The sequence below is a fragment of the Streptomyces sp. SDT5-1 genome, from assembly GCF_052245995.1.
Classification (GTDB): Bacteria; Actinomycetota; Actinomycetes; order Streptomycetales; family Streptomycetaceae; genus Streptomyces.
Map to the genome: position 1 here is coordinate 1 of NZ_JBQQCQ010000002.1, position 24,029 is coordinate 24,029.

Consider the following 24,029-nt stretch of genomic DNA (forward strand, 5'->3'; position numbering starts at 1 on the left):
TCGACGCCGCCCAGGTCCAGGGCGACCGCCCGGTGCCCATGTACACGCAGGTTCGGTACCACGGCAGCCTGACGCACATGCACGGCCTCTATTGGGTGTGCGCTGTGGCGCAGGAGCCGACCGGCATGCGTGGCGGGACGCGTACGCGGTACTCGCTCGGGCGGTTCGGTGAGCGCGGCATGAAGCCGAAGTTGCACGACGTTCGCCCGGAGTCGCTCACGCCCGTGCCCCGGATGCTGCCCGGCGTGGCGTAGGGCTTTCACCAGGGGTGGGGCTTCCAGGAAATGGGTTGCCCCGCCCCGCAGTTTAGGTATTATGGAACATGTCGGGGGAGGTTGGTTCCCTCCCCCGACATCGCCGGAAGTTCGTCAACACGAGAGGGCCCAAGTGCCAGACCACATCGAGCAGTTCACCGACGGTACGGCCGCATTCGTCTCCGCCTACAGGAGCGCATGGCACAAGCTCGGCAGCATCCGGCCGGGCCTCATGACCGCCGAAGAGGTCATCCGGGAAGCGTTCCTGGGCGGATGGAACGTCCGCAAGATCCCGCTTACGGGCACGGAGATCACGACCGAGGGCGCCGAGTCGATCGAGATCCCCGACCAGTTCGCGAGCGTGCGGAACAACCCCAAGACCGGGCGCACCGAGTATCTCGGCGTCGTCGGCAACGACTTCAAGGCCGTGCAGAACGAGGATCACGCCGAGTTCCTGAACATCCTTGCCGACGAGTCGGGCGCGCACTTCGACACGGCCGGGTCGCTCCGGGGCGGCCGGAAGACGTTCGTCACCATGAAGCTTCCGCACACCATGCTGTTGGACGGCAAGGACCGCTCGGACTGGAACATCGCGGCCATCAACGCCCACGACGGCAGCTCCAAGTATTGGGTTGTGGCCACGCCCATTCGGGTCGTGTGCGACAACACGGCGCGCGCTGCTCTGCAGAACACCCCGTACAAGTTCGGCATTACGCACTCGGGGAACGTCAAGGAGAAGATCGCCAAGGCTCGCGAGGCAATCGGGCTGACGTTCAAGTACGCGGAGGAGTTCGAGAAGGCCGCCGAGCGGATGATCCAGGCGGAACTCACGCTGTCCGAACTGCGTGACGTGGTCGACAACGTGTTCCCGATGACCTTCGACGGGAAGATCGCGGAGCGCAACCGCGAGGAGCGCTGGGGGACGATCTCCGACCTGTTCCAGTTCGCCGACACGCAGGCCAACTGCCGGGGCACCCGGTGGGCCGGATACAACGCGATCACCGAGTACGTGAACCACCTTGCCCCCGCGCGCGCCAAGACCGAGAGCGCAAAGGCGATCACCCGCGCCGAGCGGGTCGTCAGCGGCACCGCTGACGCGTCCATGGAAAAGGCGTTCTCACTCCTCACGGTCTAGCCGCCCCCGCTCGGGAGGGCCCAGGCCCTCCCGAGCCCCCAGGCCGCACGGCGTGCCTCCCCCTGCACGCCGTGCCCAGGGGCGGCGGGTCCCCACCCCGGCCCGCCGCCCCGCCCCCTCTGCCGCGTCCCGCAGATCACGAACCGGAGTGCCCCGATGTTCTACACCGACGAGACCGCCGCCGACGCCATGGAGGCCGCCCACGAGCGCGCCCGCGAGGTCGACGCCGACGCGGACGCGATGGACCGCCACGCGGACGAGCTGCACGCGCACGAGGCGCGCGGCTTCTGCTCCCACTTCGGCACAGTCGGCTACCTGCCGACACCGGTCTACGCCGAGCAGGTCGGATTGAAGCCGGGCGAGCACCGTTGTACCGGCGGATGCCGCACCGTCTTTCCGTCCGAGGCCGCGTGGATCAAGGCCAGCACCGACCCGTTCGCGCAGCCCGTCAAGAAGGTGACCAAGCCCGGTAGCACGCCGCTTCCCGCCGCCCAGTAGGCGAGCACGGAGTGCGCGGCCGGAGCCGACACCGGCCGCGCCCCGCCAAGCGCGGAGCGCTCCCGTCCCGGCCCCGCCGCGTAGCGGCGGCGCGTCGCGCTCGCGGAGCGAGCCGCGCGCACAGGGAAACCCCGCACGCCGGGCCGCGGCTGCACGCGCCGGACTGGGCGCGCCGCCGGTCGACACCACCGCTCATTCACGGGAGTTCGCATGACTGACCCGACCGACACCGCCGATCTGAGAGCCATCAACCGGTTCATCGAGAACGAGGCGCAGGAAGAGGACTGCTGGCACATCCTCGCCGTCGTGCACGACCGGCAAAAGACGCTCGCCGCCGCGATCAGGATTGGCGACGTGGTGGAAGTGCTGGACGTCGAGCCGCCCGAGTTCAACGGAACGCGCGGCCGCGTGGCGCGCATCGAGGAGAACCGCGCAGCGCTGACTTTCCCGCCCGAGACCACCGAGGCGCTGCGCCGCGAGCCCAGCCCCGCAATCCGTGTCCCCGACGGCGTGACGGAGTGGACGAAGGGCGGATTCCATCTCACCCGCCTACGCAAGGCCGACTGACACCGGCCCACCCCGCCGACCGGGCGAGACCGCCCGCCGAACCCGCCCCATCCTTCCTTCCCCGCCGCAGCGCGCGGCCAGGCCCTCGAGGCCGGCCGCCGCCGCGCGCCCCAGCCTGCCCGGAGACGGAGACCCCGTGACCATCCCGCACACCGCCCGCCTTGCCGCACACTGCGCCACGGTCATTGCGGACATCGCGCGCCGCCAGGCGGCCGCCCCCGGCACGTCCCGCGAGGCGCAGAGCACGTACGCCGAGATCGCGCAGAGGTGTGACACCGCCGCGACGGCGTTCGACACCGAGGACGCCCCGGTGATCGACGGCGCCACCGCCACGAACATGGTGCCCCGCGCTGCCTTGCTCGCCCTGTACGAAGCCGACCAACTCACCTTCGACCATCCCGAACTGGCCTTTCCGGCCCCGCTGCCGTACGTACTCGCACCGCTCGGCGGCAGGGTCCGCGCCAAGTTGCCCGAGCGGTGCAACCCGTCGAGCCGCCAGCTCGCCAACGCCGAAGCGCACATCTTCGAACGCCTGGACGCCGCGCATGGAGTGCTCGCCACGGCCACCACCCGCGACGTAGTCACTGCGGCTCTTGAGTCCGTGTACGCGCTGCACCGCAAGCACGCGCGCAACGCGGCGGCCGCAGCGCACGACGCCACGCGTCCGTGCACACGCCGCTGAACGGCCCGCCCGCGCCCCGGCGCAGGCCCCCCGATCCCCGGCGCAATCCCCGCCGGTGTCAACCCACCGAGAGCAGAGGAGTTCTTCTCATGTCTGAGACTGCCGAGTCTCCCACCCTCAGCACGTTGACGACGTACATCGCGACGGAGGCCAGCGATGCGGACTGCGACCGCATTCTCGCGGTCATGAAGGAGCGCCGGAAGGCGCTCCGGCAGCAGGCCGCCGCCGCGATCGTCGTCGGGCTCGATGTCGAGGTGGTCAACATCAAGCCCGCCGCGCTCAAGGGACACCGAGGCACCGTGAAGGAGATCGACGGTCGGAGCGCCACCGTGAAGTTCACGGCGGAGTCCACCCGTGAGCTCCGGCACGCGCGCAGCCGCCAGATCTTCGTACCGGCCGGTGTCACGGAGCTGGAGATGGACGGCATCCCGCTGGTGTGTCTGCGCCGGGTCTGATCCCCCCCCCATCGCAGGGGCCGGGGCGGCGGCAACCTTCCGCCGCCCCGGCCCCCGGTGCCGCCCGCCTTGCTGCTCAGTACAAGCCCAGGCCCGCCGCGTGCCAGGCGCCCGGCAGGACCGCCCCGCTCTTCCAGGAGGACACCGTGACGTACACCCAGCCCCAGGACACCAACACCGCACCGGACACCGTTCACATCGTGATCGAGCAGCTCGCCGACGGGCGCGTGAGCAGCGTGTCCACGGTTCCCGACGCGCCGACCATCGAGGAGCTGCACAGCGGTGGCATCCGGAAGACGGTGTGGCAGAGCGGGCCTGTCGACGACGAGGACGGCGCACCGGCCCAGCTGGTCTGGAATCCGAGTCTGACGCCGATGTACGGCAGGGATGACCGGTTCGAGTGGGAGAACTCCCGCGCGCGTGTGAACGCCTTTCACGGCCCCAGCGCCGAGCGCCGCGCGCTGCGCCAGGTCGAGGCGCGGCTCGTGCTCGCCGGACACCTGGACGTACACACGGGCACGGTCGCCGCCATGACCCACGGTCTGACCGTCGTGTCCAGCACCGCCGAGTACGCCGTATTCCGCGACTCCGAGGGATGGCACATCGTCGACTACTTCATGGGGGACTGGGACGACCTGCGGTGCATCGCTCCGCCCGATGCGGGTCCGCGCAGGGTGGCTGCCGCGATCCTCGCCGTCGTCCACGAGGACGAGGATCGCGACGACCTGCGCCCCTTGGCACGCGTCTACCTGCGCGCCGCCGAGGTAGCGCCCCAGGCGTGGAGCGCCCTCAAGTTTCATGCGCTCGTGGGGGCCCTCACGGTCGCGCTGCTGGTCACCACACCAGTGTTCGGCGTCATGGACGCGGCCGCATGGCTGCGGCGCAAGCTCCGTCGCTCGCACTGAGCCGCCGTCGCCCGGTCGGTGGCGGCGACGCGCCACCGACCGGGCCTTCCCCGTTGCACCGATTCTGTGAGGAGTTGCCCATGTCTGCCGATGCGCGCCCCGTCCCCGAGCGCCTCAGCGAGCCCGCCGAGCAGCGCGCGGCTGTGGCGCTGCGTGCCGTTCTGCGCGCGCTGGGCGCCGGTACGCATCACCTGTCGTTCGCCGGGTGGAGCCCGGATCCGGGCGGGTGGACCGTCGCCGATGCCACGGTCGCGATCGGGACGCGGCACGGCCCCGGCATGCCCCCGGTGCCGGGAGCGACGGGGGAACTGGCCGTGGTGCACCTGGCGTTGGCGCTCGCGTTGGAGGGCCGCGCGCTGGACAGCGCGGTACTGACCAGCCGCACCGATCACGGTCACTGGGCAGGGGTGTGTGCCTGGAGGGTGCGCCGCGGATGGCTGCACCCGATGCCGGTGGGGTCGCTGGCCGGTGCGGTCCGTCCCTGTGGCCAGGTCGAGGGGCCGCCGAGGTTCGCCCGCGCCGCGCCGGTACTGCCCGCTCCCCTGCACCTTGCTGTTTCGCCGTCCGCTGTTTCGCTGTGAGGAGTTCCCCCCATGTTCGAGGTCATGACCCCGTCGGGCCGCGTGGCTGTCGCCCCGGCAGAGCCGGACGCTTCCGGCGCGGTGCTGTACGAGCTCACCGGTTCGGTGCGCGGGTCGGTGCACGTGACGGTCGCTCACAACCCGCGTCAGTGGGACCGGTTCGACACCGTGCGCGTGTCCCTGGGCAGCGCGGACGCCACGTTGGAGGAGCCCGCCGGGCCTCTGCCCCGTGTCCGGGGCCGGGACTACACCGGACGTCTCCTGCACGGCCCCGCCGACGGGGCGCCGGCCGACTCGCTGGCCCCGTCCGTCACCGGCCCCACGGGGAACCCCGCCCCGCCGCAGGCCGCCGAGACCTTGACCCAGCTCATGCGCGCGGCGGGCGACGACTTCCGGGCCCGTAGCGATCTGGCGGACCTGCGCGAGCGTGCCAGGCGCCACACGTCCCCGCGCCTGATCGGGTGGCTGCGCGCCATGATCCAGCACAAGGAGCAGGCGGTGGCCCGGTGTGCCGCTCAGGCGGTCGAGGACCGCCGGGCCGCCCGGTTCTTCACGGCCTACTGGTGGTCCGCCGCGCGGCTGCTCATCGAGCACCAGGCGCCCGTGGTGCTGGTCTTGCTCGCCGACGGGCCGGACACGGCAGCTCGCCGGGCGGTGCAGGGTGAGCAGCTGGCGAGGATCAGTGACGAGGTGGGGCGCGACGAGGACGTGCTCGCGGATCGCTTCCGGTCCGAACTCGCCGGACTGACCAGCGCGCGGCCTGAGGGCTGAACGGCCCCGGTTCGCGCTTCGTGTGGGGGTGGGTGTGCGTCCCGGAAAACGGGTTGCCCCACCCCCGGAATTAGGTATTATGGAACATGTCGCGAGGGGGTTTCACCTCTCGCCGAACTTCCCCTTCCCTTACGTCAGGAGACCTGCTGTGACCGCTGCCCAGACCACGTACAGCACCAAGCACCCGGAGACCGGCGAGCGGGTCACCTTCACCAAGGGCGGCCGCCCGGCCCGGTGGGTCACCTGGGGCGACTTCGGCCAGGGCGAGGGGTTCCAGCACATCGGATTCAGCGCCCAGGAGGACTACGCGAAGGCCGTCCGGGCGCCGAGGTCGACGAACCCGCACGCCGCCCGGTACGAGGCCACCGAGGCGACCGCCGTCGAGAAAGCCCCCGCCGAGGACGCCGAGCAGGCGCCCGCTCCCGCCGCCGCGCCCCGCAAGGTGCGCCTCCAGTACGTCGGCTGGGTGCCCGCCGTCGAGGCGCGCGAACTCGTCGTCGGCGACCAGGTCATGTACAACGGCGGCAGCGTCTGCCAGATCAGCGCCATCGAGGAGGCATCCGCACGGTTCCTGTACGTCTACGAGGTGTGCACCGAGAAGGGCACGGAGAGCCGCCGCAAGGTCAGGAAGGACAGCCCCGCCGCCCGCGTACCCGAGGAGCACCGGCGCCCGCTGGGCCACGAGAGCGCACCGGCCCGTCACTACCGCGCGCAGGTCTGCGCGCCGCACGGTGACGACGCGTGGGTCACGGTCAGCCACGGCGCCACCGTAGACGAGGCCGGTCACGGTCTCACCCGGACCGGGCGAGCCCGCTCGTACTTCAGCTCCTTGCTGCTGGACGCCCACGGGCTCGGCTACCGCGCCGACAACGTCGACGGGCGAGCCGAGAGCGTCCAGGCCATGACCGAGGGGCAGACCCTCACGGCCGAGGACGGACACCGCTTCCGCATCCTGGCGCCCGAGCAGCCGCCGTCCGGGACGGAGACGGGAACCGTCGACGAGGCCGCGCAGCACCGCACCGGCTGCCTCCCGGAGAGCGCCAACGCCCCCCAGGTGAAGGCCGCCAAACGCGTTCTCGCCGAGGCCGGACAACCGCTCGCCGCATTCGACGCCGGGCAGCGGTGCGCGAGCGAGGGGGTCGACCTGGACCCGCGCACGGACACCGGCGAAGTGGTGCTGGGGTTCGTCGCCGAGCACTGGCGCACCGGGCCGCCGCCCGCCGAGCGCGAGCGGATCGTTCGGGACTGCGCCGCCCTGTTCCGCAAGGCGGGATGGGCCGTGGAGGAGTTCTGGGATGACGGGCGGCTCGCGCGGCTCATCCTCACGCCGCCGCCCACGGCCCGCGAGCGGATGACTGCGGCACTCGACGCGTACGGCGTCCCCGCCCATCACGACGAGGACGCCGGGAATTCGTGGTTGGTCATTCCCCCGATCGGGAGGCACTTCCCCGGCGCGGGGACACCCCATCTCGTCGCGTACGTCTACGCCCCCGCCGAGGACCGGGCATTCGTCGACGACCCCATGGAGGGCGAGGCCGGCACGTGGTTAATCCGGTGCCACGTCGGTACGGCCGAGCCGGTCGTGTTCCGCAGCGACCCGTGCGCCGCCCCGGAGGACGCGACCGCCGAGGCCGCCGCCGCCGTGGCCGCGATCCGGGCCGCCTGGACGATCGGCTAGCACCGCTCACGCCGGGAAAACGGGTTGCCCCACACCCCGACTTAGGTATTATGGAACATGTCGAAAGGGGGTGATGCCCCCTCTCTCCTCCCCCGCCCGCCGATCCCGTAGGAGCCGCACGGATGACTGCCCGCCTCAGCGCCCCGAAGTGGACGATCAAGGGAATCGTCGACGACTGCACGACGTGCGAATGCTGCGGCCGCACGAACCTCAAGCGGACCGTCGCCCTGATGCCCCTTGACGCCGACGGCAACGAGGAGGGCACCGTGACGTACTACGGCACGTCGTGCGCGGCCGCCGAACTGCGCTGGACGCAGACCCAGGTGACCAACGCCGCCCGCCGCGCCAGCCGCGAGCACACGGAGCACGACGCCTGGGCGCGCGAGATCATCACCGTGTTCGGGCCGCTGGAGTTCGCGACGGCCGTCGAGCAGGGACAGGTCTGGTTCTGCCGCAACCCGCACAGCAACGCCAGCCCGTCGCGGGAGATCGACGATCTGCTCGCGCGGGCGCGAGGCCACCTCTCCGACACGACGCTCGGCCCGGCGCGGCCCCACACGGTGGCCGACCTGCGCACCTACTGGGTGCTGTGGGACAGCGAGGGCCAGCAGGTGCTGCACACCGTCGCCGCCGAGCCCGACCGCGAGGCCGCCCGCCGCGACCTGCGCGAGAAGCAGCGCCGGTTTCTCGTCGCCCGCCGGGCCACGCGCACGCACTCCGTGCAGGCGCTCGATGAGCAGTCCGCCCGTGCGGCCGCCTACACGGCCGCCGCACTCGCCCGCTACCGGGCCGAGCACCAGCTGACGGCGTGGGTCTGACGCCCCCCGGCCCACCTCAGCGACCACCCGACACCGAGCACCAGGAGGACGCATGACCGCGCCCCGCCGCACGCACCTTGTACGCCAGTGCTACGCCTGTCTCGCCCCGATCACCTACGTGCCCGGCCCGCCGGGGGTGTGGCTGCACCTGGACGAGCACGGCCGCATCGAGGGCGCGGGCATGTGGCGCGGCCACCTGGCCGAGCCGAAGTTCGTGCACGGGCTGCAACTGGGCGACCGGTTCCGGTTCTTCGACGGCACGGGCACCGTGTACGGGCCGGTGGCCACGGTCGACACCGACTACATGTGCACCGACGCCACCATCCGGCTGGCCGGGCGCGCCCCCTTGCACCGGCACGCGTGGTCGCAGGTCGAGGTGACCCAGCGCGGCCCGCGGTGCGCGTGCGGGCGCCCCTACGACCGGTGCGAAGCCGAGTGCCCGTGGCCCGACGCCATCGAGGAGCTGTGGGCCAGCCAGTACTAGAGCGGCCCGCCGCGCCCCGGATGACTGCGCCGTGGTGCGGCGCCCGGTGGCGCGGCGCAGGCCCCGCCGGCCCTCCCCTCACACCGCATGAACCCGAACCCGTGTCCGGGGCCCGCCCAGCGGCCCCGCCAAATCACCCAGGAGCTGTGCCAGATGAGGACTCGTCGGATCACGCACGCGTATGCGCTCACGCTCACCACTCCCGACCGTTCGGGGGGCCGCAGGTTCGAGCCCGTGGGCACGGTCGCCGAGGCGGCCGATGCCGCCGCCGAGGTCCTGCGCCTCGACCCGCGTGCCCGTGACGGAGAGCCGGAGCGCGTCGCCGAGATTCTCGCCAACTCCCGTATCGGGACCCTGGTCATCCACCTGTCGTCTCGCCTCAGCGCGCAGATCACGTGGGCGGGGACGCTTACGCCGCTCCCCGACGCACCGCCGAAGGTGAGCGCGCCGCGCGCCGTGGAGTACACCGGGCCCGGCGCCACCGCCACGATGTGGTCGGTCACGGCGCACGGCGTGCCCGACCTGAAGACCCATTACCTGCGGTGGGACGCGGACGGACACCACACCCTGTTGGACCGGCTGACACTGACGCCGTCCGGGGTGGTCCGAGCCGACCCGACACGGGTACAGCACCGCGCCGGGGAGACCTACGCGCACACGACGTATGGGCGACCGCCTCTCCCGCACACCCTCGTTCACAAGCGCCTGCTGGCGCCGGACGCCGACACCGCCCGGCTGATCCTCCCGTAGCCCCGCCCACACCCCACCGAGCCGGAAGGCTGTACATGAACGAGATCGACACCACGGGCTGGCTGTGTCCTCAGCACCCGTTCGGGCACACCTGGGAGCACGGGACGGCCTGCCGGTCGTGCGGCGCTCAGCGCACGCCCGACGAGGCTGTTCACTCACTGCTGTTCGACGCCCGGGGCATGACCGACGACCGCGCTAACGCGCTGCTCGCGGGCGTGCGCGCCAACGCGCTTGACGGGGCCGTGGCTATCGCCGAGGAGTTGGCGGCCAGCCTGGAGCGCCATTACCCGGGCGGCGAGGCCCACCAGGGGGCGCGGGCTGTGGCCCGCGAGCTGGCCGAGCACGCTGACACCCTGGCCCGCGCCCGCGAGCTGTCCGAGCGCGCGGAGACGCGCGGCGAAGCGGGCGCGCCCCGGAGCTAGGGCGCGCCTCTCCCGACGGGAACCACGGGGAGGGGCGCGTACGCGGAAAACAGGTCGACACCCACCACGGATTAGGTATTATGGAACCTGCCGCAAGGGGGTGCCGCTCCCTCCGTCCCTCTCCGAGGAGTTGCCGTGCTTGCAGCCATCCGCCATCTGTTCCGACCGGCCCGCGTCACGATCAGCCGGGCCCTGAACGCCCCGTTCACGCCCGACCTTCCGCCCGAGGCCAAGAAGGCCATGCCCGGCGCGTCCGGTGAGGAGTGCATCGCCTACAACCGCGCCCGCAAGGTGCAGGCCATCACCGTGCACCTGATGCGGACCGGCGCGCACGCCCGCCCCGTCGCCGACCTGGAGATCCTCGACGCCGCCAAAGCCTGCGGCTGGCGCGAGTGCTCGCCCAAGACGCTGGCCGCCGTCCGCGCCGCCCACGCCGTCCTGCGACACGACCCCGGCGTGCACCTCACGCACTGACCGATGCTCCCTGCACTGCTGGCCGCCCGGAACATCCCCCACCGGGCGGCCAGCCTCACACCACCCGCCGTCAGAAGGGACCACACCGCATGTCCGAGATCCTCATCAACCACACGCACGCAGACGGGACGATGGCGACCGGCACCAACAAGGGCGACGGCGCGGGCCCCGTCCTGAAGCGCTACGGCTTCCGCTGGGCCCCCTCCATCGGCTGCTTCATCATCCGGCAGAGCCGCGACCGCGCCGCGCGGCGAGTGGCGATCAACAAGGCAGCCGAGGCACTGCGCGGGATCGGGCACTGCGTCCAAGTCGCCATCGACGACAACGTACGCGCCAACGAGGAAGTCAACGCCGACCGTCACGACCGCCTGGAGGACCGGCGCGCTCGACTGTCCGAGAAGGCCGAACGACTCGGCGAGCAGGCGCAGGCGCTGCACCGGGCCAGTGACGCGATGGTGGAACACCTCCCCCTCGGGCAGCCGGTCGCCCCCGGCCGGAAGGGGCAGGCACACCGCAACCTGCTGGAGCGCAGCGTGAACACGGCGATCCGGGGCGCGCTCACGGCCCAGGAGGCCGAGCGGATACCCGCCCGGATCGAGGGCTCACGCCGGGCCGAGGCATACAAGGAGCGCCCCGACGTCACCGCCCGGCGCGTTGACCGGATGGAGACCGAACTGCGGGCCCTGGACCGGAAGATCGCACAACTGGACGCGGACGCCGGCGAGGACCTGCGCGAGCAGTACGCCAGCGAGCGCGCCGTACTGGTCGAGCGCATCGACGGCGACCGGGCCGTACTGGAGCAGGCCACGCAGGAGGGCCGGTTCGGCCGCTACACCAAAAGCAACGTGCACCGCGACGACCAGGTGAAGGTGCGCGGCCAGTGGCGCCAGGTCGTACGCGCCAACCCCAAGACCGTCTCCGTGACCACCGGCTACAGCTGGACCGATCGGTATGGCTACGAGGAGATCACCGGTCTGCGGTGCTCCCACGCCACGGACGACGCCTGAACACCCCATCCCGTCGGGGCGGTGCACCACGCCCGCCCCGGCACAGCAGTCACGCGGCCGGGCGCCGCCCGGAGAGAAGGGACACCAACCCATGAGCGAGGAACTCGACAGGAACCGGCGCTACCTGGTTCCCGTCGCCCGGCTCGACCTGCCGGACCAGCCCCACGACGTCCACCTCTCCCTCATGCAGTGGATGCCCCGGTGGGAAGCGTGGGCCACCGGATCCGCGCTGTGCGGGCTGTCGACTCAACAAGGGGCCCTCCCGGAGGGAACGGAGGCGACGTGCCCGAACTGCGCCTCGTACCGGCCCACCTACGAAGCCGTGCTGGCAGCCGAAGTGGCCATGGACACCCGCACTCTCGCACCCCGCTACAACGGGAGCCCGGTCACCGTAACGGTCACCGGTCTACCCCAGGAGGCCGCCGAAGCCGTCACCCGGTACGCCGAGCGGCTCACGCAGGAGCTGGACGAACACCGCCGCACGCAGCAGTACGCCCGCACCTTGGCGTACCGGCTCGCCGAGCGGCGCTCACGGCCGACCGTGCCACAGCTGAGCGACGCAGACCGACTGGAGCGCTCTCGGCGCGGGGAGCAGGCGGTGCGGCCGGTCGTCGCCGAGATCCGCATCGCCAGCCCCAGTGCCGGGGGCGGCGCGAACCTGCGCCTGTTCGACCGGAACGGCAGCTGTACGGAACACCGGCACCGGTGGAACCTCACCGAGGCTCCTGCGGCCGGTACGTCCGCGCGGTTCGCCCCGGTGGACGGCTCATTGGACCAGGGCGCACTGACGGCTGCTCTGCTGGCCGGCGCCGAGGAGCGGATGCAGGCCGCGGGCTTCGTTCGCGAGCGCGGCGCACGCTGGCAGGCCCACGAGTCGGGCGGTGTCCACACCGGCAGGCCGGACCCGCAGTCCGTCCGAGTCCGCATCACACCAACCCCGGCCTATCTGGCGTTCGTCGAGGCCGCCCACGGCCCCGAGCCGGATATACCCGAACTCGGCGACGGCTGGAGCATCCAGCGGCGCCAGCGGGGCCGCTGGACGGTACGCAAGAACCTCAGTGACTTCTGGAACCTGACGTGGCAGCCCGTGATCGGCGGTGCGTGCTGGCGCGTGTGGGACGAGCGCGACCGGACCCAGCTCCTCGGCAGCGCCCCCACCGCCGAACAGGCCCTGGAACTCATCGGCGCCCCGCTCGCCTGACGTCCGCACGGCACCCCCTCTGCCTCGCGCGGCCTCCCGCCGCCTGTCAACTGCACAGGAAGGACACCGCAATGCCCATCCACCTGACCGCCCCGGCCTCCCGGCCCGTCGGGCCCGACGGGCCCGACGGCCGCAGCATGAACCGCGTCGCGCTCAACGTGGCCGGGCTCGGCCTGGACGATCAATGCGCCCTGCTTCCGCGCAACTTGGCGACCCTGTGGGAGAGCCAGGACACGCGCCGCGCCCGGTGGGGCGGCTTCGGGCTCTGCACCAAGGGCGGCGCGTGCTCGACCTGCCCGGTCCTCACGGCCGCGCCGAAGCGGCTCGACAGCCCCTCGGACGAGGTGCTGATCCGTGTCGATGAGGACGGCCGCGCGCACCAGGTGCACCGGCCCGAGGACGGGTGGGCCTCACGCGTCGCGCACTGGCCGTGGCCTGACCTAGCCCGCCTTGAGGGCTGGAGGCTCGGCCAACGCCACAGCGACGAGCACTCCCAGGGCTTCTGGCTCCTGCGCGCCGCCTCCCGCAAGGAGCAGCGGTGAGCGCCGAGTTCGACGGCCTCACGGACGCGGACCTGGCCGCCGCGATGGCCGGGGCATTCGAGGCCGGAGACACCGAGTACGGCGAGCTGCTGGCCGCCGAGCAGGCCGACCGGCTCACCGCCGACGGCGCCCGCCTGGACGCCCTGGTGGCCGAGCAGGCCGACGCCGGGCCGCCTGCCGAACGGCGTCCACACACCGACACCGCACCGACCGCTCAGGAGAACTGATCATGAAGCGCCCTTCGTCGTCCCGTCCCCGCGAGCAGCGTGCGGAATCGCCTGCGGAGGACCGGCGGTGTCTGGACTGCGGGTACCCCGGTTCCGTCGTGGTGGCCGAGATGCCCCGCACGCACGGCCCCGTGCGGCCGGTGTTCGCCTGCACGAAGCACGCGCACGAGCGGCTCGGGCCGAACGTCCGGTTCAGCCGTGGGTCGTTCGCCGCTCCGTTCCGTTCCGCGCCGGTGGCGCGCCGGGGAAATTGAGTTGCCCAGCACCACGAGTTAGGTATTATGGAACATGTCGGAACGGTTGGTTCCCGGTCCGACACCGCCCAACGTTCGTCACTCTCACAGGAGTCCACCATGGCTACTGCCACCCCTCCCGCTCCGACCACCGGCCCGGCCGCCCCGCCCGAGGTCCAGCACGTCACGCAGTACCTGGACCCGTCGCTGATCGTCCGCGACGCGTGCAACGCCCGCGAGACCGACCCGGCTCCCGACGACAAGCTGATCAACTCCGTCAAGACCCTCGGCGTCCAGGAGCCCATCAGCGTCCGCCCGCTGGGCGACGGAACGTACGGCGCGTTCAAGGGCTGGCGGCGCGCCCAGGCCGCCCAGATCGCGAACGACACCGCCGCCGACGAGCAGCGCGAGCAGCGCCCCATTCCGGCCTTCGTTCACGGGGAACTGGTCGGCCAGGACGACTGGACCCGCTTCCTGTCCCTCGTCGAGAACGACCACCGCGAGGGCATGGACGCCCGCGACACCCTCAAGGCCGCCGAGCTGTCTCTTGTCGGCATGGACGAGGTACAGCGGAAGGTGGCGGCCAAGGCCCTCGGGCTGGGCCGCAAGGCCGCCCAGCAGGTCAAGCGGGCCCAGAAGCTGACCGACGCCGAGCTGCGCCGGGCGAGCGCCGGGGGTATGGACCTCGAACAGACCGCGCAGCTCGCGGAGGTGAGCGAGATCCGCAACGCCGAGCGGCGTCTGCTGGCGGCGCTGGCGCGTGACCAGGAGGAGGGCAAGGGCGGGCGCGGGCACTGGGATCAGGAGATCAACGCGCTGCACGCCGAGATGGCGGACAACACCAAGCGTGACGCCGCCCTCCAGGCCCTCAAGGACGCCGACATCCCGGTGCTGCACTCGGTGTACTCCTACAACCACCTTCCGGAGAAGGACCGGCCGCGCCCGCTGTCGGAGCTGATGACCAACCTGGGCAACACGCTCACCGAGGAGGCGCACAAGGGCTGCGCCGGACACAGCGCGCGCCTGGACGACGAGCACCAGCCGGTCTGGCACTGCATGGAACCGGCGAAGTACGGGCACAAGGTGCGCCCCGAGGCGCGGCAGCCGAAGAACAAGCTCTCGGAGAAGGAGCGGGCCGAGCGCGCCAACACCGTGGCCCGCAACCGGGCGTGGAAGGCGGCCCGCACGATGCGGCAGAACTACATCACCGCTCTCGCGCGCAGCAGCAAGGCCCTCCCGGAGGCGGCGCGGGTGTTCGCCCAGACGACGCTGGTGACGATGCCGTTCTTCTACGCGGCGTTCACCGACAAGAACACCGTCAAGGAGATCGCTCCGTACCTGGGCATCACGGCCGACAGCTACGACGAGGCCGTGGAGGCGATCACGGCGCTGCCCAAGTCGAAGACGGCGCATGTGATGTTCGCGCAGGTCGCCGCCGCCTACGAGTACGCGCTCCGGGAGAACAAGGCGTGGGCGAGCCTGCACCCCAAGACGGCGCAGTGGCTGCTGCTGCTTGAGGAGCTGGGCAAGGCCGACAACGGCGTCTACGTGCTGTCCGAGGTCGAGGCCGACGCCGTCGCTTCGCACCGGCCCAAGCAGAAGAAGACCGGCGCGAAGTAGCACCGCCCGACACCGAGCACCGCCGGGGCGCGGCACGGCCGCGCCCCGGCACCCACCACCTGTCCCACCGCCCAGGAGCACGCCATGCCACTGGACATGACCGGAGTGCACCAGCACGCCCCCGGCGTCCACTACCGCCGGTACCTGAGCCAGCGCGACCACCGCATCATCGTGATCTGCGTTCAGAACTTCGACTACCACCACTACGAGGCCAGCCGTTTCGTCGACCTCCAGTCCTTCACCAGCGAGGAGAGGGCGCGACTGACTCCGCTGAGCACGGCCGACGTGCTCCACCAGATGGAGCGCCTGGAGGGCGACGACACGGTCGGCGCCCTCCAGGGACAGCGGATCCTGCGCGAGCTGAACCGCACCTCGTACCCCGACCCGTGACACACCGAGGCCGCCGCCCCGCGCCTGTCGAGAGGAGAACTCCCGTGCGTACGTGGCTGTTCGTGTACGTGCCGGACGTCGATGACGACGCAGCCGGCCTCAGTGTCTGCGTGACGGCGCCGGACCGGTTCAGCGCCGAGCAGGCCGCCAAGCACTGCGCCGACGAGTACGGCGAGGGCCACGGCTGGAGCGAGGTGGACGAGGTTGCCGCGCTCTGTCTGCCCGACGGCGCCGAGCCGTCCCGCCTGCACCCGCACCAGGCACTGCGGTTCGTCACGGCCGATCCGTTCCCGGTCGGGACCCGCCTGCGGGATGCGTACGGCACGCCGTGCGTGGTCGAGGCACACCGCCCCGGCGGCCTGCTGCTCATCGTCACCACGCGCGGGCCCCGCTGCCCCTACCCCATGACCGTGGGTCACCTGCGCACCCTCCTGGGCGCGGGGTCCTGGTCCCGCGTGGACACCGACACCGCCTGACTCCCCCATCCCCCTTCAGCCGGGCCCGCGACAGGCGCGGGCCCGGCCGCCCCCTGCACCTCTTGATCCGTTCTGGAGTTCCCCGTGGAGATTCCCCGCCTGTCCCCGCTGCCGCCCGCCGCCGCCCAACTGGCTCCCGGCGACACCTTCACCGTGGCGCTGCCCGCCCCCGTCGCCGACACCGCGCGGGCGCCGCACCTGCACGTCGTGGACGTCAGCCACAACCGGGTCGTCGCCGGATACCTGACGGTCGCCACCCAGGACGGCACGCTGACGCTCCCCTGCGACCAGCTCCTCACCATGCGGTCGATGACGCGCTCCCTGCCGCTGGCCTGCCTGCACTGCGGCACCGTCGAGTGGGTCCGCATGGACCTCGCCCACTTCGGAGTCCCCGCCCAGGTGGTGTGCACGCCCTGCGCCGACCGGCGCCACGGCGGCGCACGGGCCGCCGACGAAGCCCCGGTCAGCGGCGATGAGCCGCCCGCGGACACCGCCGGGGCCGGGCCGTGGCCCCACCCGCAGGACACCACCGGCACGGCCCGCAGCGCGGGCGTCCCCCACCAGCGTTCCACCCGCGAGGAGTCCTGACATGCCGAGCCCTCAGTCCACGACCGTGGTGCCCGACCTGAACGCCGCGCGCTTCGCGTGGAGCAGGGCCTACGCGAAGCGTCAGGCGGACGGGGTGTTCCGTCAGTGGTGCGAGAAGCTCCGCGCCGCCGTCTCCGACCTGTGGGACGCCGTGCCCAGGGACAGTGGCCAGGGCGTGACCTTCAGCGTGCTCGACCGGCTGCCGCCCGGGGACCGCGACTTCTACCAGGGCCTGATCGAGGCGACCGAGCTGCTCGACGAGCTGATCGAGTCGCACGACCCGATGGCCGAGGTCATGCGGCGCCACGCTCCCCTGATCGTGATCGGTGACGCCTTGGGCGTGCTCACCGTCGGCCACCTGCGCGCCGAGGTCGACGCGTGCTGCTTCACGTGCCGTTGGCACGCCGAACGGCTCACCGGCACCCCGTGCGCCGACGGCCCGGCTTCCCCGGCCGGGACCGTCTCGGCCCCCGTGTCCCACCCCGCGCTTCACGAAGAGAGGTCCTGAAATGCTGCGTCCCGATCCCAGCACGCCCGAAGGCGCCGCGATCCGCGCCCTGCACGACACGATCACCGGCATCGAGGAGAGCGCGGGTGAACTGCCCGGCGCCGACGTCGTGCCCGTCGTCGAAGGGTGGCTGGGGCAGTTCGACTTCACCGAGCCGCCCGAGCCGTCCGCGCCGGACGCCGCGCCCGAGCAGGCCCCGACCGCGCTCGTCGAGCTCGGCGTGCGGTACGTGCTGCACGTCGCGGGCCGCAGCTACCCGACGCCCATCGCGCGCGATGCCGCGATCAGGGACGAGCTCGGCATCGCTCCGACCCGCTACTTCCTGCTGCTGAACGCGATCATCGACCAGGCCGACGCGCTGCGCCTGGCGCCGGTCCTGGTCAACCGGCTGCGGCGGCTGAGGGAGACGAAGCGCACGGCACGCGAGGCCGGCCAGGCGGGCGATGAGCCCGCCGACGCAGCCGGGCAGTGACGATCCGCCGCCCACCGGATGACGAGAGGAGTTGGGGACCCATGAGTTCGGGAAGCGCGTGCGAGGTGGTCGAGGTCGCGCCCGGCCGCTGGTACTACCTGATCGAGGACGGCGACGCGCCGAGGAACGCCTTCGACTGGCGCGAACACGCCACGGCCTGCGGCCCGTTCGGGTCCTGGGAGGCCGCCGACGATCACGTGACGGCCTGCCACGGCAACCCCGGCGGCATGGAAGTCACCCGCTTCGAGGGCTCCTTCGAGCCCGACGCCGTGCTCGCCCGCCTCATCGAGGAAGCGCACGCCCCGTCGCCCCCATGGTCCGCGACCAGGACCTGAGCCGCACGGCACCGGCCCGGTGGGCCGCCCCCGGGTGGGGGCCGGTCTACGAAAACCGGATGACACCACACGAGATTTAGGTATTATGGAACATGTCGAGAGGGGTTGGTCACCTCTCTCGGCTCCGCCCCCAGTTCGTCGCTTCCAAGGAGGCCCCCATGAGTGCCGTTGCTCTCGGCCGCGTCCACGAGGTCGTCCACCTGCGCTACTCCGCTGCCGGAACCCCGGTCGCCCGCTTCTGGCTCGTGGAAGCCCCCTTCGACCCGGCCGACACCGCCAAGACGGTCATCGTCACCGTGCACGGCGACGCCGCCCGCAACGCCTCCGAAGCCCTCACCCCCGGCGTCCACGTGGTCGCCATCGGCGAAGGCCGCCTGGCCAACAGCCCCCACCGGCCGGGCCAGCAGCAGCGCTACCTCGACAACGCCCACGTCGGGATCGACCTGCGCCAGCACGTCGCCTACGTCGACAACGCCCTGCCCGGCGTCCTCGCCGGACGCGTTCCCGCCGCTGCCTGACCACACCACCAACCGCCCCGCCTCCAGAAGGGACGCCCCCGTGGACACCCTGAACCTTGCCAAGGACACCGCCTCACTCCTGCCGGACGGGCCGTGGACAGCCGTGCCCGACGACACATGGAACCCGGGCGCCTCGCGCCTGACGCACGCCGACGGCCGGTCGATCCGGATCGACCGCGCACGCCGCGACGGCTACGTGCACGCCAGCGTGCTCTACCCCCACCCCTGCCACTTCCCGCTCCACGGCGGCCACCAGCCGACCACCGAGATGCGGGCCGATCGCGGCGCCCGGGCCCTCGCCTCAGCGCTCACCCGCAAGCTGCTGCCGGTCTACAACGAGATCCACCCCCAGGTCGTGGCCGCCAACTCGGCCCACGTCGAGGCCGCCCGCAAGCGTGACGCGTTCGCGGACCACCTCGCCTCGCTCGTCCCCGGCGCCAGCGTCGGCGACGGCCACCACGGAGGCGGAGCGGTCCACGTCCACCACTACGGGCCCAACCTCTCCCGTGCCGACGTCGACGTGAGCAGCCAGGAGACCCACACCATCAACCTGCGCTGGATCTCCTCCGCCGCAGCCGAGGCCGTCATGCGCGCCTACGCCGCCACGCTGCCCGACCACACCGCAGCGGCACCGGACCCCGCTTCTTCCGACACCGGCACCGGGGCGTTCCCGGTCGAGGCCATCGGTCCCCTCGCGCACGAGGCGCTCGGCTCCGACTGGACCGCCGAACACGGCGCCGCAGAGAGCGTCTTCACCGGCCCGGACCAGCGCGTCTTCCGCCTCCTGGACGACGAAGGAACCCTGGCCCTCTGGTTCGACGACGCCATGGGGCACAGCGTCCCCGAAGGTCCGCTGGGCGGCGGCGCCGTCATCTACCCGCCGGGGGTCTGGTTCGAGTGCCGCAGCCCCTCCGAGCCCGCGGGAGCGCTGGCCGTGTCCGTCGCCGAGGCCCTTCGGTCCCTCACCGCCACCTGACACACCGCCACGGGGAGCGGGCCGCCCATCACGCGCCCGCTCCCCGGCCCCGCCACCGCCAGACCCCGTGCGTCCGGGCCCGCCGGCCGCCGCGCACGCCCCGGAAGGGAGATCACCTCATGGCCGACCTCACGCTCACCCACACCCCCGCCGACGGAACCCGCCTCACCGGCACCGCCAAGAACGACGGCACCGCAACCGTGCTGCAACGCCACGGCTTCACCTGGTCGCGCGGCAGGCAGGACTGGGTCATGCCGCACACCCGCGACGCCCGCGCCGACGAGCGCCGCATCCGGCAGGCCGCGGACGACCTCCGCAACAACGGGCACCGCGTGACCGTCACCATCGACAACTACGCACGCCGCTCGTACGCCGACGCCGAAGCCGCCCGGGACAACGCGGCGGCGCGACGGGCCGAGCGGTACACCCGCTACGCCGACCGGGCCGCCACCGAGCGCGACACCCACTACGCCCAGGGCCAGCGGATGCTGGACAGCATCCCGATGGGGCAGCCGATCCTGGCCGACCACTACAGCGCCACCCGCGAGATCCGGTTCCGCGAGCGGATGAACCGGCACTTCCAGAAGGGCTACGACGCCTCCCAGCGCACCCAGAGGTGGGACCGGCTCGCCGAGGCCGCCGGGCACTACACCGCCTTCCGCAACGCGCCCCGCGCCACGCTGGCCCGCATCGAGCGCCTGATCGCCGACCTGCTCCGCATCGAGCGGCAGCAGAAGGACACCGTGCACCAGGCCGTCTCCGGACACCGCACCCCGGAGGACCTGGTCGAGGACCTCGCCGCCTCGGACTGGCACCACGCCGAGATCACCGAGCAGCTCGGCTACTGGCAGTTCGTGGTCACCCGCGCCGAGGCCGAGGGCGCCAAGGTGTACGGGCCGCAGGACTTCCGGCCGGGGCAGTTCGCGAAGGTGGCCGGACGCTGGGCCGAGGTCCTGAAGGTGAACAAGAAGTCGCTGTCGGTGGCCAGTTGCGCCGCCCGGCGCGAGGTCGTGACCCGAGACGAGCCGCACATGCGGCCCGGCCGCGTCCCGTTCCACACGGTCACCGGTCAGGCCACCGCCGCCGAAGTCCTCGCTCCCGACACCGAGCCCGCGCCCGAGCAGGCGCAGGAGAGCGGCGGCGCCCCGAGGGACACCGCCGACAGCGATCCGGGGCTGCCGCCCGAGATCGCCGAGCTGCACGGCCGGTTCGCGGACGGCTACACCGACGACGCGATCCGGTCCGTGTTCGGGCTCCTGAAGGAGGCGGGCGGCCCGTACCTGGTGTGCGTGTGGGAGTACGCGGACGCGTACGGGTTCGGCGGCAACTCCCAGTTCTACGCCGAGGGCGGGGACGGCGTCCTCCACACCCTCAGCCCCGACGTCTACCGGTGGCTCGACGGCCAGCAGACGTCGCCCGGCCCGATGACGGGATGGGTGGGCGCGCCCGTCGGCACCGCCGACTTCCCCGTCAGCGACGACTTCCACAACTACGCCCTGTTGGACGGCCAGTGACAGCGCGGGATGACCGCTGAGCACCACTGCGTCCGACCGGCACCACGCCCCGGTCCGGGGCGGCCGGGTACCGCCCGGCCGCCCCGCCGGCGACCGCAGCAGACCGCATGGAGCGAGGGATCCCATGACCGACACCGAACACACCGCACCCCACCGAGGCCTGCCCTCGCAGACCTACGTCCGCATCGCCCTCTCGGCCGCTGCTGCCGCCGAAGCCGCGGACGAGGACGCCACGCACAAGGCGAGCCGCAGCAGCACGCGCAACGAGGCCCGCCTCACGGAGGTGATGCTCGCCGTGCACGAGCACGCCGTGGCCGCCGGGCGGTGGGCCCGGTACGCCGACACGTGGGAGAGCGACGGCGTCTCACGGGCCACACTCGCCAACTACGCCGCCCGCGCCGTCGAGGCCGCGGCGCTCGCCGAGACGACGGCCGGTGTGCCCGGCACGGCGGACACACTGCGTGCCGCGCTGCAACGCCCGCTCACCGCCGAGGAGCGCGCCGAGCGGGAGCGCGCCGCCCGCCGCCGGGAGGCGCAGGAGCGGGCCGCCACCGGCATGGACCGCGCCAACCGCGTCCAGGCCGAGTTCAACCGGCTTTTGGCACGGGAGCATGTGGGCAAGCTCGGCTGGACGGCCGGGCACGTCCGGGTGCTGGAGGCCGCCGAGACCGGCCGCCTGTACTGGCGCGACAGGCAGGCTCGGATCGCGCCGCGCGGCGGCATCGCCGAGGGCGGGCGCCGGGTGAGCCGGGAGCGGACCCGGCTGCTGTACGCCTCCCGGTTCCTGACGGCCTCCCGTGCGCGTGACGGCGTCCGCTTCCTGCGCCTGAGCCCGATGGGCGAAGTGGCCCTGGAACTGGTGCGGCTGCACCCGGACGGCCTGTGCGCGGACGACCGCGCGGCCTACGAGTCCCGGTACGCCGCGGCTGCCCGCTCGTGGATGTCCAGCGACGAGAAGAAGGAGGCCGCGCGTCGTCTGCCGCCGCTGGCCCGGCACGCGGTGCGCCGCTTCCGGCGGCCGGTGACGCTGGCCGCGCAGGAGCGGCGCCTCGAGGAAGTGGACGAGGCCCGGTGGGAGGGCGAGGGCGGGGCGTGCCCCGCCGTGCAGCCTCCGCGGCCTGCACCGTCGGCGGCCGGTCCGCGCGGCCACAGCGCGGGAGCAGCGCCGGCGAGCTCGCCCGCCACGACGCAGGAGCGGGTGACACCGACACCGTCACGTCCGGGACCGGTGCCGGTCCTGCGGCGCCCGCAGCGCACGCTCACCGCGGACGAGGCCGCGCAGATCGGCAGGTTCAAGCGGAGCTCCCTGCTGAACTTCTACGGGGCCAAGCACATGGGCATCCTCGACCCCGTACGCAACCCTTCGCCGATGTCCGAGGACGAGGGCGCGCAGGTGCGCGAGACCGTGTGGCCCAAGCACCTCCAGGTCCTCGAAGACCGGTACGTGTGGGGCTTCTTCTGGTCCATGTGTGAGCGCGGGACCTGCTGGAACTGCCTGTCCGGCGACTGCGGCGGGTGCCTGCACCGCAACAAGGGCGGCCCGCACGCCTGCGACAACACCGAGATCGTCTACTGGCCCAACGGGCAGCGGGCCGCGGATCTCATCCTCAGGCCCGGCGGCGAGGAGTGCGTGTGGTGGTGCCGCTGCCCCTGCCTCAAGTTCGGCGCCCCGCCCGGCGCGCCTGCGGCGCAGAAGGCCGCCCCGGAGAAGGAAGAGGCCGCTGCTGCGGAGGCCGCACCGGAGCCGGCCGGGACGGCAGAACAGCGGCCGCAGCTCTCGCTGTTCTGATCTGCCGGTAGGGGGCCGTCGCCAAGCTCTGTACTACCGCTCGGGGATCCGTCCTGGGAAAACCGCGTGACACCCGAACCAGTTTAGGTATTATGGAACATGTCGTTGAGGGTCACGCCATCCCCTCACGGGAGAGGCCGTGCGCGCAGAAGACCCCGTCGAACCCGACACCGACGAACTCCACACCAATCACTCAGCCTCGCCTTCACCTGAGGCGAGCGGCAAAGCAGGGAGTGCCACAACGATGACCATCGAGCGACTGCCCTTGCAGGCCAACGGGCATCTGATCTCGCGAGAAACCGAGGTGGAGGTGCTCCGCCTCGACGGCCGGGAGCCGTACATTGCGGGCGTCGCGTACCACTGCACCGTCTGCGACCGCCAACCGGTCTTCCGAACCACCGACAGCGCCGTCCAGGTGCGGGAACCTTGCCCCTACCCGGACGGCATTACCACCAAGATCACCATCAACGTGACGTCCGGAAAGCTTCTGGTCACCGACGACCTGCGGCCAGTTTTCAACTGGGACGACAACGCCATCGCCGACTACAACTCAACCCTCGGCCAGGCCCAGGCGGTCGAGGCCATGGCTGCGGCCGGCTGCGCGTACGGCCCGGTGGGCAATAGCTGCCCCGGCCTGTACCGCACCGGTCCGGACAGCTACATCATCGCCAGTCCGCGCTACGACGATGACGACAATCCGTCGATCCCCGAGAGCACCCGCCTGGCGCGCATCTGCACCGACCTGTGGGCCTACTCCATCGCCGACCTTGAGCACTGGAAGGCGAAGGGCGGCGACCCCGCCAGGCTCGGCTGGACTGACACCATCGTGGAGGTACCCCGCGGGACGTACCAGTTCACCCACCACTCCGGAGAACGCGGCTTCGACCGCGATGCAGTCGAGACCGTGACCTTCGCTCACGTTGAGCGCATCGCCTGAACGCAAGTGGCGCGTGCGGGCTGCGACAGAAATCCACCCCGCGAGCTTCCACGCGGGCGCTTCAGATTCTGCCGCCATCTCGGAGGCCGCGCCGGACCCGGCCAGGACGACAGAGCAGCGGCCACCGCTCCCGCCGCTCCGATCCGCCAGTGCGGGGCCACCTCCAGGCCCCGCACCTGCCGTCCGAGGCGTCATCTCGGAAAACCGCGTGACACCCGAGCC

30 protein-coding genes and 1 pseudogene are annotated in these 24,029 nt (G+C 72.1%); all 31 read left to right on the forward strand.

Going from position 1 to position 24,029, the window contains the following annotated elements:
- Positions 1 to 254: pseudogene (locus tag ACTWJ8_RS39755) on the forward strand (hypothetical protein); the annotation flags it as partial.
- 133 nt (positions 255 to 387) lie between these two features.
- A complete protein-coding gene (locus ACTWJ8_RS39760; protein WP_443265193.1) occupies positions 388 to 1,389 on the forward strand; it encodes a DUF932 domain-containing protein in 1,002 nt (333 codons plus the stop codon).
- Positions 1,390 to 1,545: 156 nt separating this feature from the next.
- The gene (locus tag ACTWJ8_RS39765; RefSeq protein ID WP_443265195.1) at positions 1,546 to 1,887 is read left to right on the forward strand and encodes a hypothetical protein; all 342 of its coding nucleotides are present in this window, start codon (positions 1,546 to 1,548) and stop codon (positions 1,885 to 1,887) included.
- A gap of 210 nt (positions 1,888 to 2,097) precedes the next feature.
- Complete coding sequence (locus tag ACTWJ8_RS39770) at positions 2,098 to 2,454, forward strand: hypothetical protein (protein ID WP_443265196.1); 357 nt, start codon at positions 2,098 to 2,100, stop codon at positions 2,452 to 2,454.
- A gap of 136 nt (positions 2,455 to 2,590) precedes the next feature.
- Complete coding sequence (locus ACTWJ8_RS39775) at positions 2,591 to 3,136, forward strand: hypothetical protein (RefSeq protein ID WP_443265197.1); 546 nt, start codon at positions 2,591 to 2,593, stop codon at positions 3,134 to 3,136.
- An 89-nt stretch (positions 3,137 to 3,225) separates the two neighbouring features.
- Complete coding sequence (locus ACTWJ8_RS39780) at positions 3,226 to 3,591, forward strand: hypothetical protein (RefSeq protein ID WP_443265198.1); 366 nt, start codon at positions 3,226 to 3,228, stop codon at positions 3,589 to 3,591.
- A 146-nt stretch (positions 3,592 to 3,737) separates the two neighbouring features.
- The gene (locus ACTWJ8_RS39785; RefSeq protein ID WP_443265200.1) at positions 3,738 to 4,496 is read left to right on the forward strand and encodes a hypothetical protein; all 759 of its coding nucleotides are present in this window, start codon (positions 3,738 to 3,740) and stop codon (positions 4,494 to 4,496) included.
- 80 nt (positions 4,497 to 4,576) lie between these two features.
- On the forward strand, positions 4,577 to 5,077 hold the full coding sequence (locus tag ACTWJ8_RS39790; RefSeq protein ID WP_443265202.1) for a hypothetical protein: 501 nt from the start codon (positions 4,577 to 4,579) through the stop codon (positions 5,075 to 5,077).
- A gap of 12 nt (positions 5,078 to 5,089) precedes the next feature.
- On the forward strand, positions 5,090 to 5,848 hold the full coding sequence (locus ACTWJ8_RS39795; RefSeq protein WP_443265204.1) for a hypothetical protein: 759 nt from the start codon (positions 5,090 to 5,092) through the stop codon (positions 5,846 to 5,848).
- Between the two features lie 148 nt (positions 5,849 to 5,996).
- On the forward strand, positions 5,997 to 7,526 hold the full coding sequence (locus ACTWJ8_RS39800) for a hypothetical protein (protein ID WP_443265206.1): 1,530 nt from the start codon (positions 5,997 to 5,999) through the stop codon (positions 7,524 to 7,526).
- Positions 7,527 to 7,648: 122 nt separating this feature from the next.
- Positions 7,649 to 8,344, forward strand: a complete 696-nt coding sequence (locus ACTWJ8_RS39805; RefSeq protein WP_443265207.1) for a hypothetical protein — start codon at positions 7,649 to 7,651, stop codon at positions 8,342 to 8,344.
- Positions 8,345 to 8,396: 52 nt separating this feature from the next.
- Complete coding sequence (locus tag ACTWJ8_RS39810; RefSeq protein WP_443265208.1) at positions 8,397 to 8,828, forward strand: hypothetical protein; 432 nt, start codon at positions 8,397 to 8,399, stop codon at positions 8,826 to 8,828.
- 153 nt (positions 8,829 to 8,981) lie between these two features.
- Positions 8,982 to 9,578 (forward strand): hypothetical protein, encoded by a 597-nt coding sequence (locus tag ACTWJ8_RS39815; RefSeq protein WP_443265210.1) that lies wholly within the window; start codon positions 8,982 to 8,984, stop codon positions 9,576 to 9,578.
- A gap of 35 nt (positions 9,579 to 9,613) precedes the next feature.
- Positions 9,614 to 10,000 (forward strand): hypothetical protein, encoded by a 387-nt coding sequence (locus tag ACTWJ8_RS39820; RefSeq protein ID WP_443265211.1) that lies wholly within the window; start codon positions 9,614 to 9,616, stop codon positions 9,998 to 10,000.
- Between the two features lie 135 nt (positions 10,001 to 10,135).
- The gene (locus ACTWJ8_RS39825) at positions 10,136 to 10,474 is read left to right on the forward strand and encodes a hypothetical protein (RefSeq protein WP_443265212.1); all 339 of its coding nucleotides are present in this window, start codon (positions 10,136 to 10,138) and stop codon (positions 10,472 to 10,474) included.
- 89 nt (positions 10,475 to 10,563) lie between these two features.
- A complete protein-coding gene (locus ACTWJ8_RS39830) occupies positions 10,564 to 11,481 on the forward strand; it encodes a DUF3560 domain-containing protein (RefSeq protein ID WP_443265214.1) in 918 nt (305 codons plus the stop codon).
- 91 nt (positions 11,482 to 11,572) lie between these two features.
- Positions 11,573 to 12,682, forward strand: a complete 1,110-nt coding sequence (locus tag ACTWJ8_RS39835; protein ID WP_443265216.1) for a hypothetical protein — start codon at positions 11,573 to 11,575, stop codon at positions 12,680 to 12,682.
- A 71-nt stretch (positions 12,683 to 12,753) separates the two neighbouring features.
- Positions 12,754 to 13,224: a hypothetical protein gene (locus tag ACTWJ8_RS39840; RefSeq protein ID WP_443265218.1), complete on the forward strand. Its 471-nt coding sequence runs from the start codon at positions 12,754 to 12,756 to the stop codon at positions 13,222 to 13,224.
- Complete coding sequence (locus ACTWJ8_RS39845; protein WP_443265220.1) at positions 13,221 to 13,451, forward strand: hypothetical protein; 231 nt, start codon at positions 13,221 to 13,223, stop codon at positions 13,449 to 13,451. Before ACTWJ8_RS39840 ends, ACTWJ8_RS39845 begins: the two co-directional genes overlap by 4 nt.
- Positions 13,452 to 13,804: 353 nt before the next feature.
- Entirely contained in the window at positions 13,805 to 15,304 is a 1,500-nt protein-coding gene (locus ACTWJ8_RS39850; protein ID WP_443265222.1) for a ParB/RepB/Spo0J family partition protein, read from the forward strand.
- 84 nt (positions 15,305 to 15,388) lie between these two features.
- Positions 15,389 to 15,694 carry a hypothetical protein gene (locus ACTWJ8_RS39855; protein WP_443265224.1) on the forward strand — a complete coding sequence of 102 codons (306 nt, stop codon included), beginning with the start codon at positions 15,389 to 15,391 and terminating at the stop codon, positions 15,692 to 15,694.
- A 44-nt stretch (positions 15,695 to 15,738) separates the two neighbouring features.
- Positions 15,739 to 16,170, forward strand: coding sequence for a hypothetical protein (locus tag ACTWJ8_RS39860; protein WP_443265225.1), 432 nt, complete (start codon positions 15,739 to 15,741; stop codon positions 16,168 to 16,170).
- Positions 16,171 to 16,254: 84 nt separating this feature from the next.
- Entirely contained in the window at positions 16,255 to 16,758 is a 504-nt protein-coding gene (locus ACTWJ8_RS39865; protein ID WP_443265227.1) for a hypothetical protein, read from the forward strand.
- Position 16,759: 1 nt separating this feature from the next.
- A complete protein-coding gene (locus ACTWJ8_RS39870; RefSeq protein WP_443265228.1) occupies positions 16,760 to 17,266 on the forward strand; it encodes a hypothetical protein in 507 nt (168 codons plus the stop codon).
- Between the two features lies 1 nt (position 17,267).
- On the forward strand, positions 17,268 to 17,738 hold the full coding sequence (locus ACTWJ8_RS39875; RefSeq protein WP_443265229.1) for a DUF3263 domain-containing protein: 471 nt from the start codon (positions 17,268 to 17,270) through the stop codon (positions 17,736 to 17,738).
- Positions 17,739 to 17,779: 41 nt separating this feature from the next.
- Positions 17,780 to 18,073: a hypothetical protein gene (locus ACTWJ8_RS39880; protein ID WP_443265231.1), complete on the forward strand. Its 294-nt coding sequence runs from the start codon at positions 17,780 to 17,782 to the stop codon at positions 18,071 to 18,073.
- Between the two features lie 158 nt (positions 18,074 to 18,231).
- The gene (locus ACTWJ8_RS39885) at positions 18,232 to 18,591 is read left to right on the forward strand and encodes a hypothetical protein (RefSeq protein ID WP_443265233.1); all 360 of its coding nucleotides are present in this window, start codon (positions 18,232 to 18,234) and stop codon (positions 18,589 to 18,591) included.
- 40 nt (positions 18,592 to 18,631) lie between these two features.
- Positions 18,632 to 19,567 carry a hypothetical protein gene (locus ACTWJ8_RS39890; RefSeq protein WP_443265235.1) on the forward strand — a complete coding sequence of 312 codons (936 nt, stop codon included), beginning with the start codon at positions 18,632 to 18,634 and terminating at the stop codon, positions 19,565 to 19,567.
- A 119-nt stretch (positions 19,568 to 19,686) separates the two neighbouring features.
- On the forward strand, positions 19,687 to 21,081 hold the full coding sequence (locus ACTWJ8_RS39895; RefSeq protein ID WP_443265236.1) for a DUF3560 domain-containing protein: 1,395 nt from the start codon (positions 19,687 to 19,689) through the stop codon (positions 21,079 to 21,081).
- A gap of 124 nt (positions 21,082 to 21,205) precedes the next feature.
- The gene (locus ACTWJ8_RS39900) at positions 21,206 to 22,870 is read left to right on the forward strand and encodes a DUF6248 family natural product biosynthesis protein (protein ID WP_443265238.1); all 1,665 of its coding nucleotides are present in this window, start codon (positions 21,206 to 21,208) and stop codon (positions 22,868 to 22,870) included.
- A gap of 244 nt (positions 22,871 to 23,114) precedes the next feature.
- Positions 23,115 to 23,807 carry a hypothetical protein gene (locus ACTWJ8_RS39905; protein ID WP_443265239.1) on the forward strand — a complete coding sequence of 231 codons (693 nt, stop codon included), beginning with the start codon at positions 23,115 to 23,117 and terminating at the stop codon, positions 23,805 to 23,807.
- The last annotated feature ends 222 nt before the right edge of the window (positions 23,808 to 24,029 follow it).

Excerpts from the sequence above, each read along its gene's own strand:
- ACTWJ8_RS39790 (WP_443265202.1), top strand. The coding sequence starts at position 4,577 with ATGTCTGCCGATGCGCGCCCCGTCCCCGAGCGCCTCAGCGAGCCCGCC.
- ACTWJ8_RS39870 (WP_443265228.1), top strand. The coding sequence starts at position 16,760 with ATGCCGAGCCCTCAGTCCACGACCGTGGTGCCCGACCTGAACGCCGCG.
- ACTWJ8_RS39765 (WP_443265195.1), top strand. The coding sequence starts at position 1,546 with ATGTTCTACACCGACGAGACCGCCGCCGACGCCATGGAGGCCGCCCAC.
- ACTWJ8_RS39830 (WP_443265214.1), top strand. The coding sequence starts at position 10,564 with ATGTCCGAGATCCTCATCAACCACACGCACGCAGACGGGACGATGGCG.
- ACTWJ8_RS39805 (WP_443265207.1), top strand. The coding sequence starts at position 7,649 with ATGACTGCCCGCCTCAGCGCCCCGAAGTGGACGATCAAGGGAATCGTC.
- ACTWJ8_RS39900 (WP_443265238.1), top strand. The coding sequence starts at position 21,206 with ATGACCGACACCGAACACACCGCACCCCACCGAGGCCTGCCCTCGCAG.
- ACTWJ8_RS39820 (WP_443265211.1), top strand. The coding sequence starts at position 9,614 with ATGAACGAGATCGACACCACGGGCTGGCTGTGTCCTCAGCACCCGTTC.
- ACTWJ8_RS39850 (WP_443265222.1), top strand. The coding sequence starts at position 13,805 with ATGGCTACTGCCACCCCTCCCGCTCCGACCACCGGCCCGGCCGCCCCG.
- ACTWJ8_RS39855 (WP_443265224.1), top strand. The coding sequence starts at position 15,389 with ATGCCACTGGACATGACCGGAGTGCACCAGCACGCCCCCGGCGTCCAC.
- ACTWJ8_RS39810 (WP_443265208.1), top strand. The coding sequence starts at position 8,397 with ATGACCGCGCCCCGCCGCACGCACCTTGTACGCCAGTGCTACGCCTGT.
- ACTWJ8_RS39835 (WP_443265216.1), top strand. The coding sequence starts at position 11,573 with ATGAGCGAGGAACTCGACAGGAACCGGCGCTACCTGGTTCCCGTCGCC.
- ACTWJ8_RS39780 (WP_443265198.1), top strand. The coding sequence starts at position 3,226 with ATGTCTGAGACTGCCGAGTCTCCCACCCTCAGCACGTTGACGACGTAC.
- ACTWJ8_RS39905 (WP_443265239.1), top strand. The coding sequence starts at position 23,115 with ATGACCATCGAGCGACTGCCCTTGCAGGCCAACGGGCATCTGATCTCG.
- ACTWJ8_RS39895 (WP_443265236.1), top strand. The coding sequence starts at position 19,687 with ATGGCCGACCTCACGCTCACCCACACCCCCGCCGACGGAACCCGCCTC.
- ACTWJ8_RS39885 (WP_443265233.1), top strand. The coding sequence starts at position 18,232 with ATGAGTGCCGTTGCTCTCGGCCGCGTCCACGAGGTCGTCCACCTGCGC.
- ACTWJ8_RS39880 (WP_443265231.1), top strand. The coding sequence starts at position 17,780 with ATGAGTTCGGGAAGCGCGTGCGAGGTGGTCGAGGTCGCGCCCGGCCGC.
- ACTWJ8_RS39815 (WP_443265210.1), top strand. The coding sequence starts at position 8,982 with ATGAGGACTCGTCGGATCACGCACGCGTATGCGCTCACGCTCACCACT.
- ACTWJ8_RS39875 (WP_443265229.1), top strand. The coding sequence starts at position 17,268 with ATGCTGCGTCCCGATCCCAGCACGCCCGAAGGCGCCGCGATCCGCGCC.
- ACTWJ8_RS39840 (WP_443265218.1), top strand. The coding sequence starts at position 12,754 with ATGCCCATCCACCTGACCGCCCCGGCCTCCCGGCCCGTCGGGCCCGAC.
- ACTWJ8_RS39795 (WP_443265204.1), top strand. The coding sequence starts at position 5,090 with ATGTTCGAGGTCATGACCCCGTCGGGCCGCGTGGCTGTCGCCCCGGCA.
- ACTWJ8_RS39770 (WP_443265196.1), top strand. The coding sequence starts at position 2,098 with ATGACTGACCCGACCGACACCGCCGATCTGAGAGCCATCAACCGGTTC.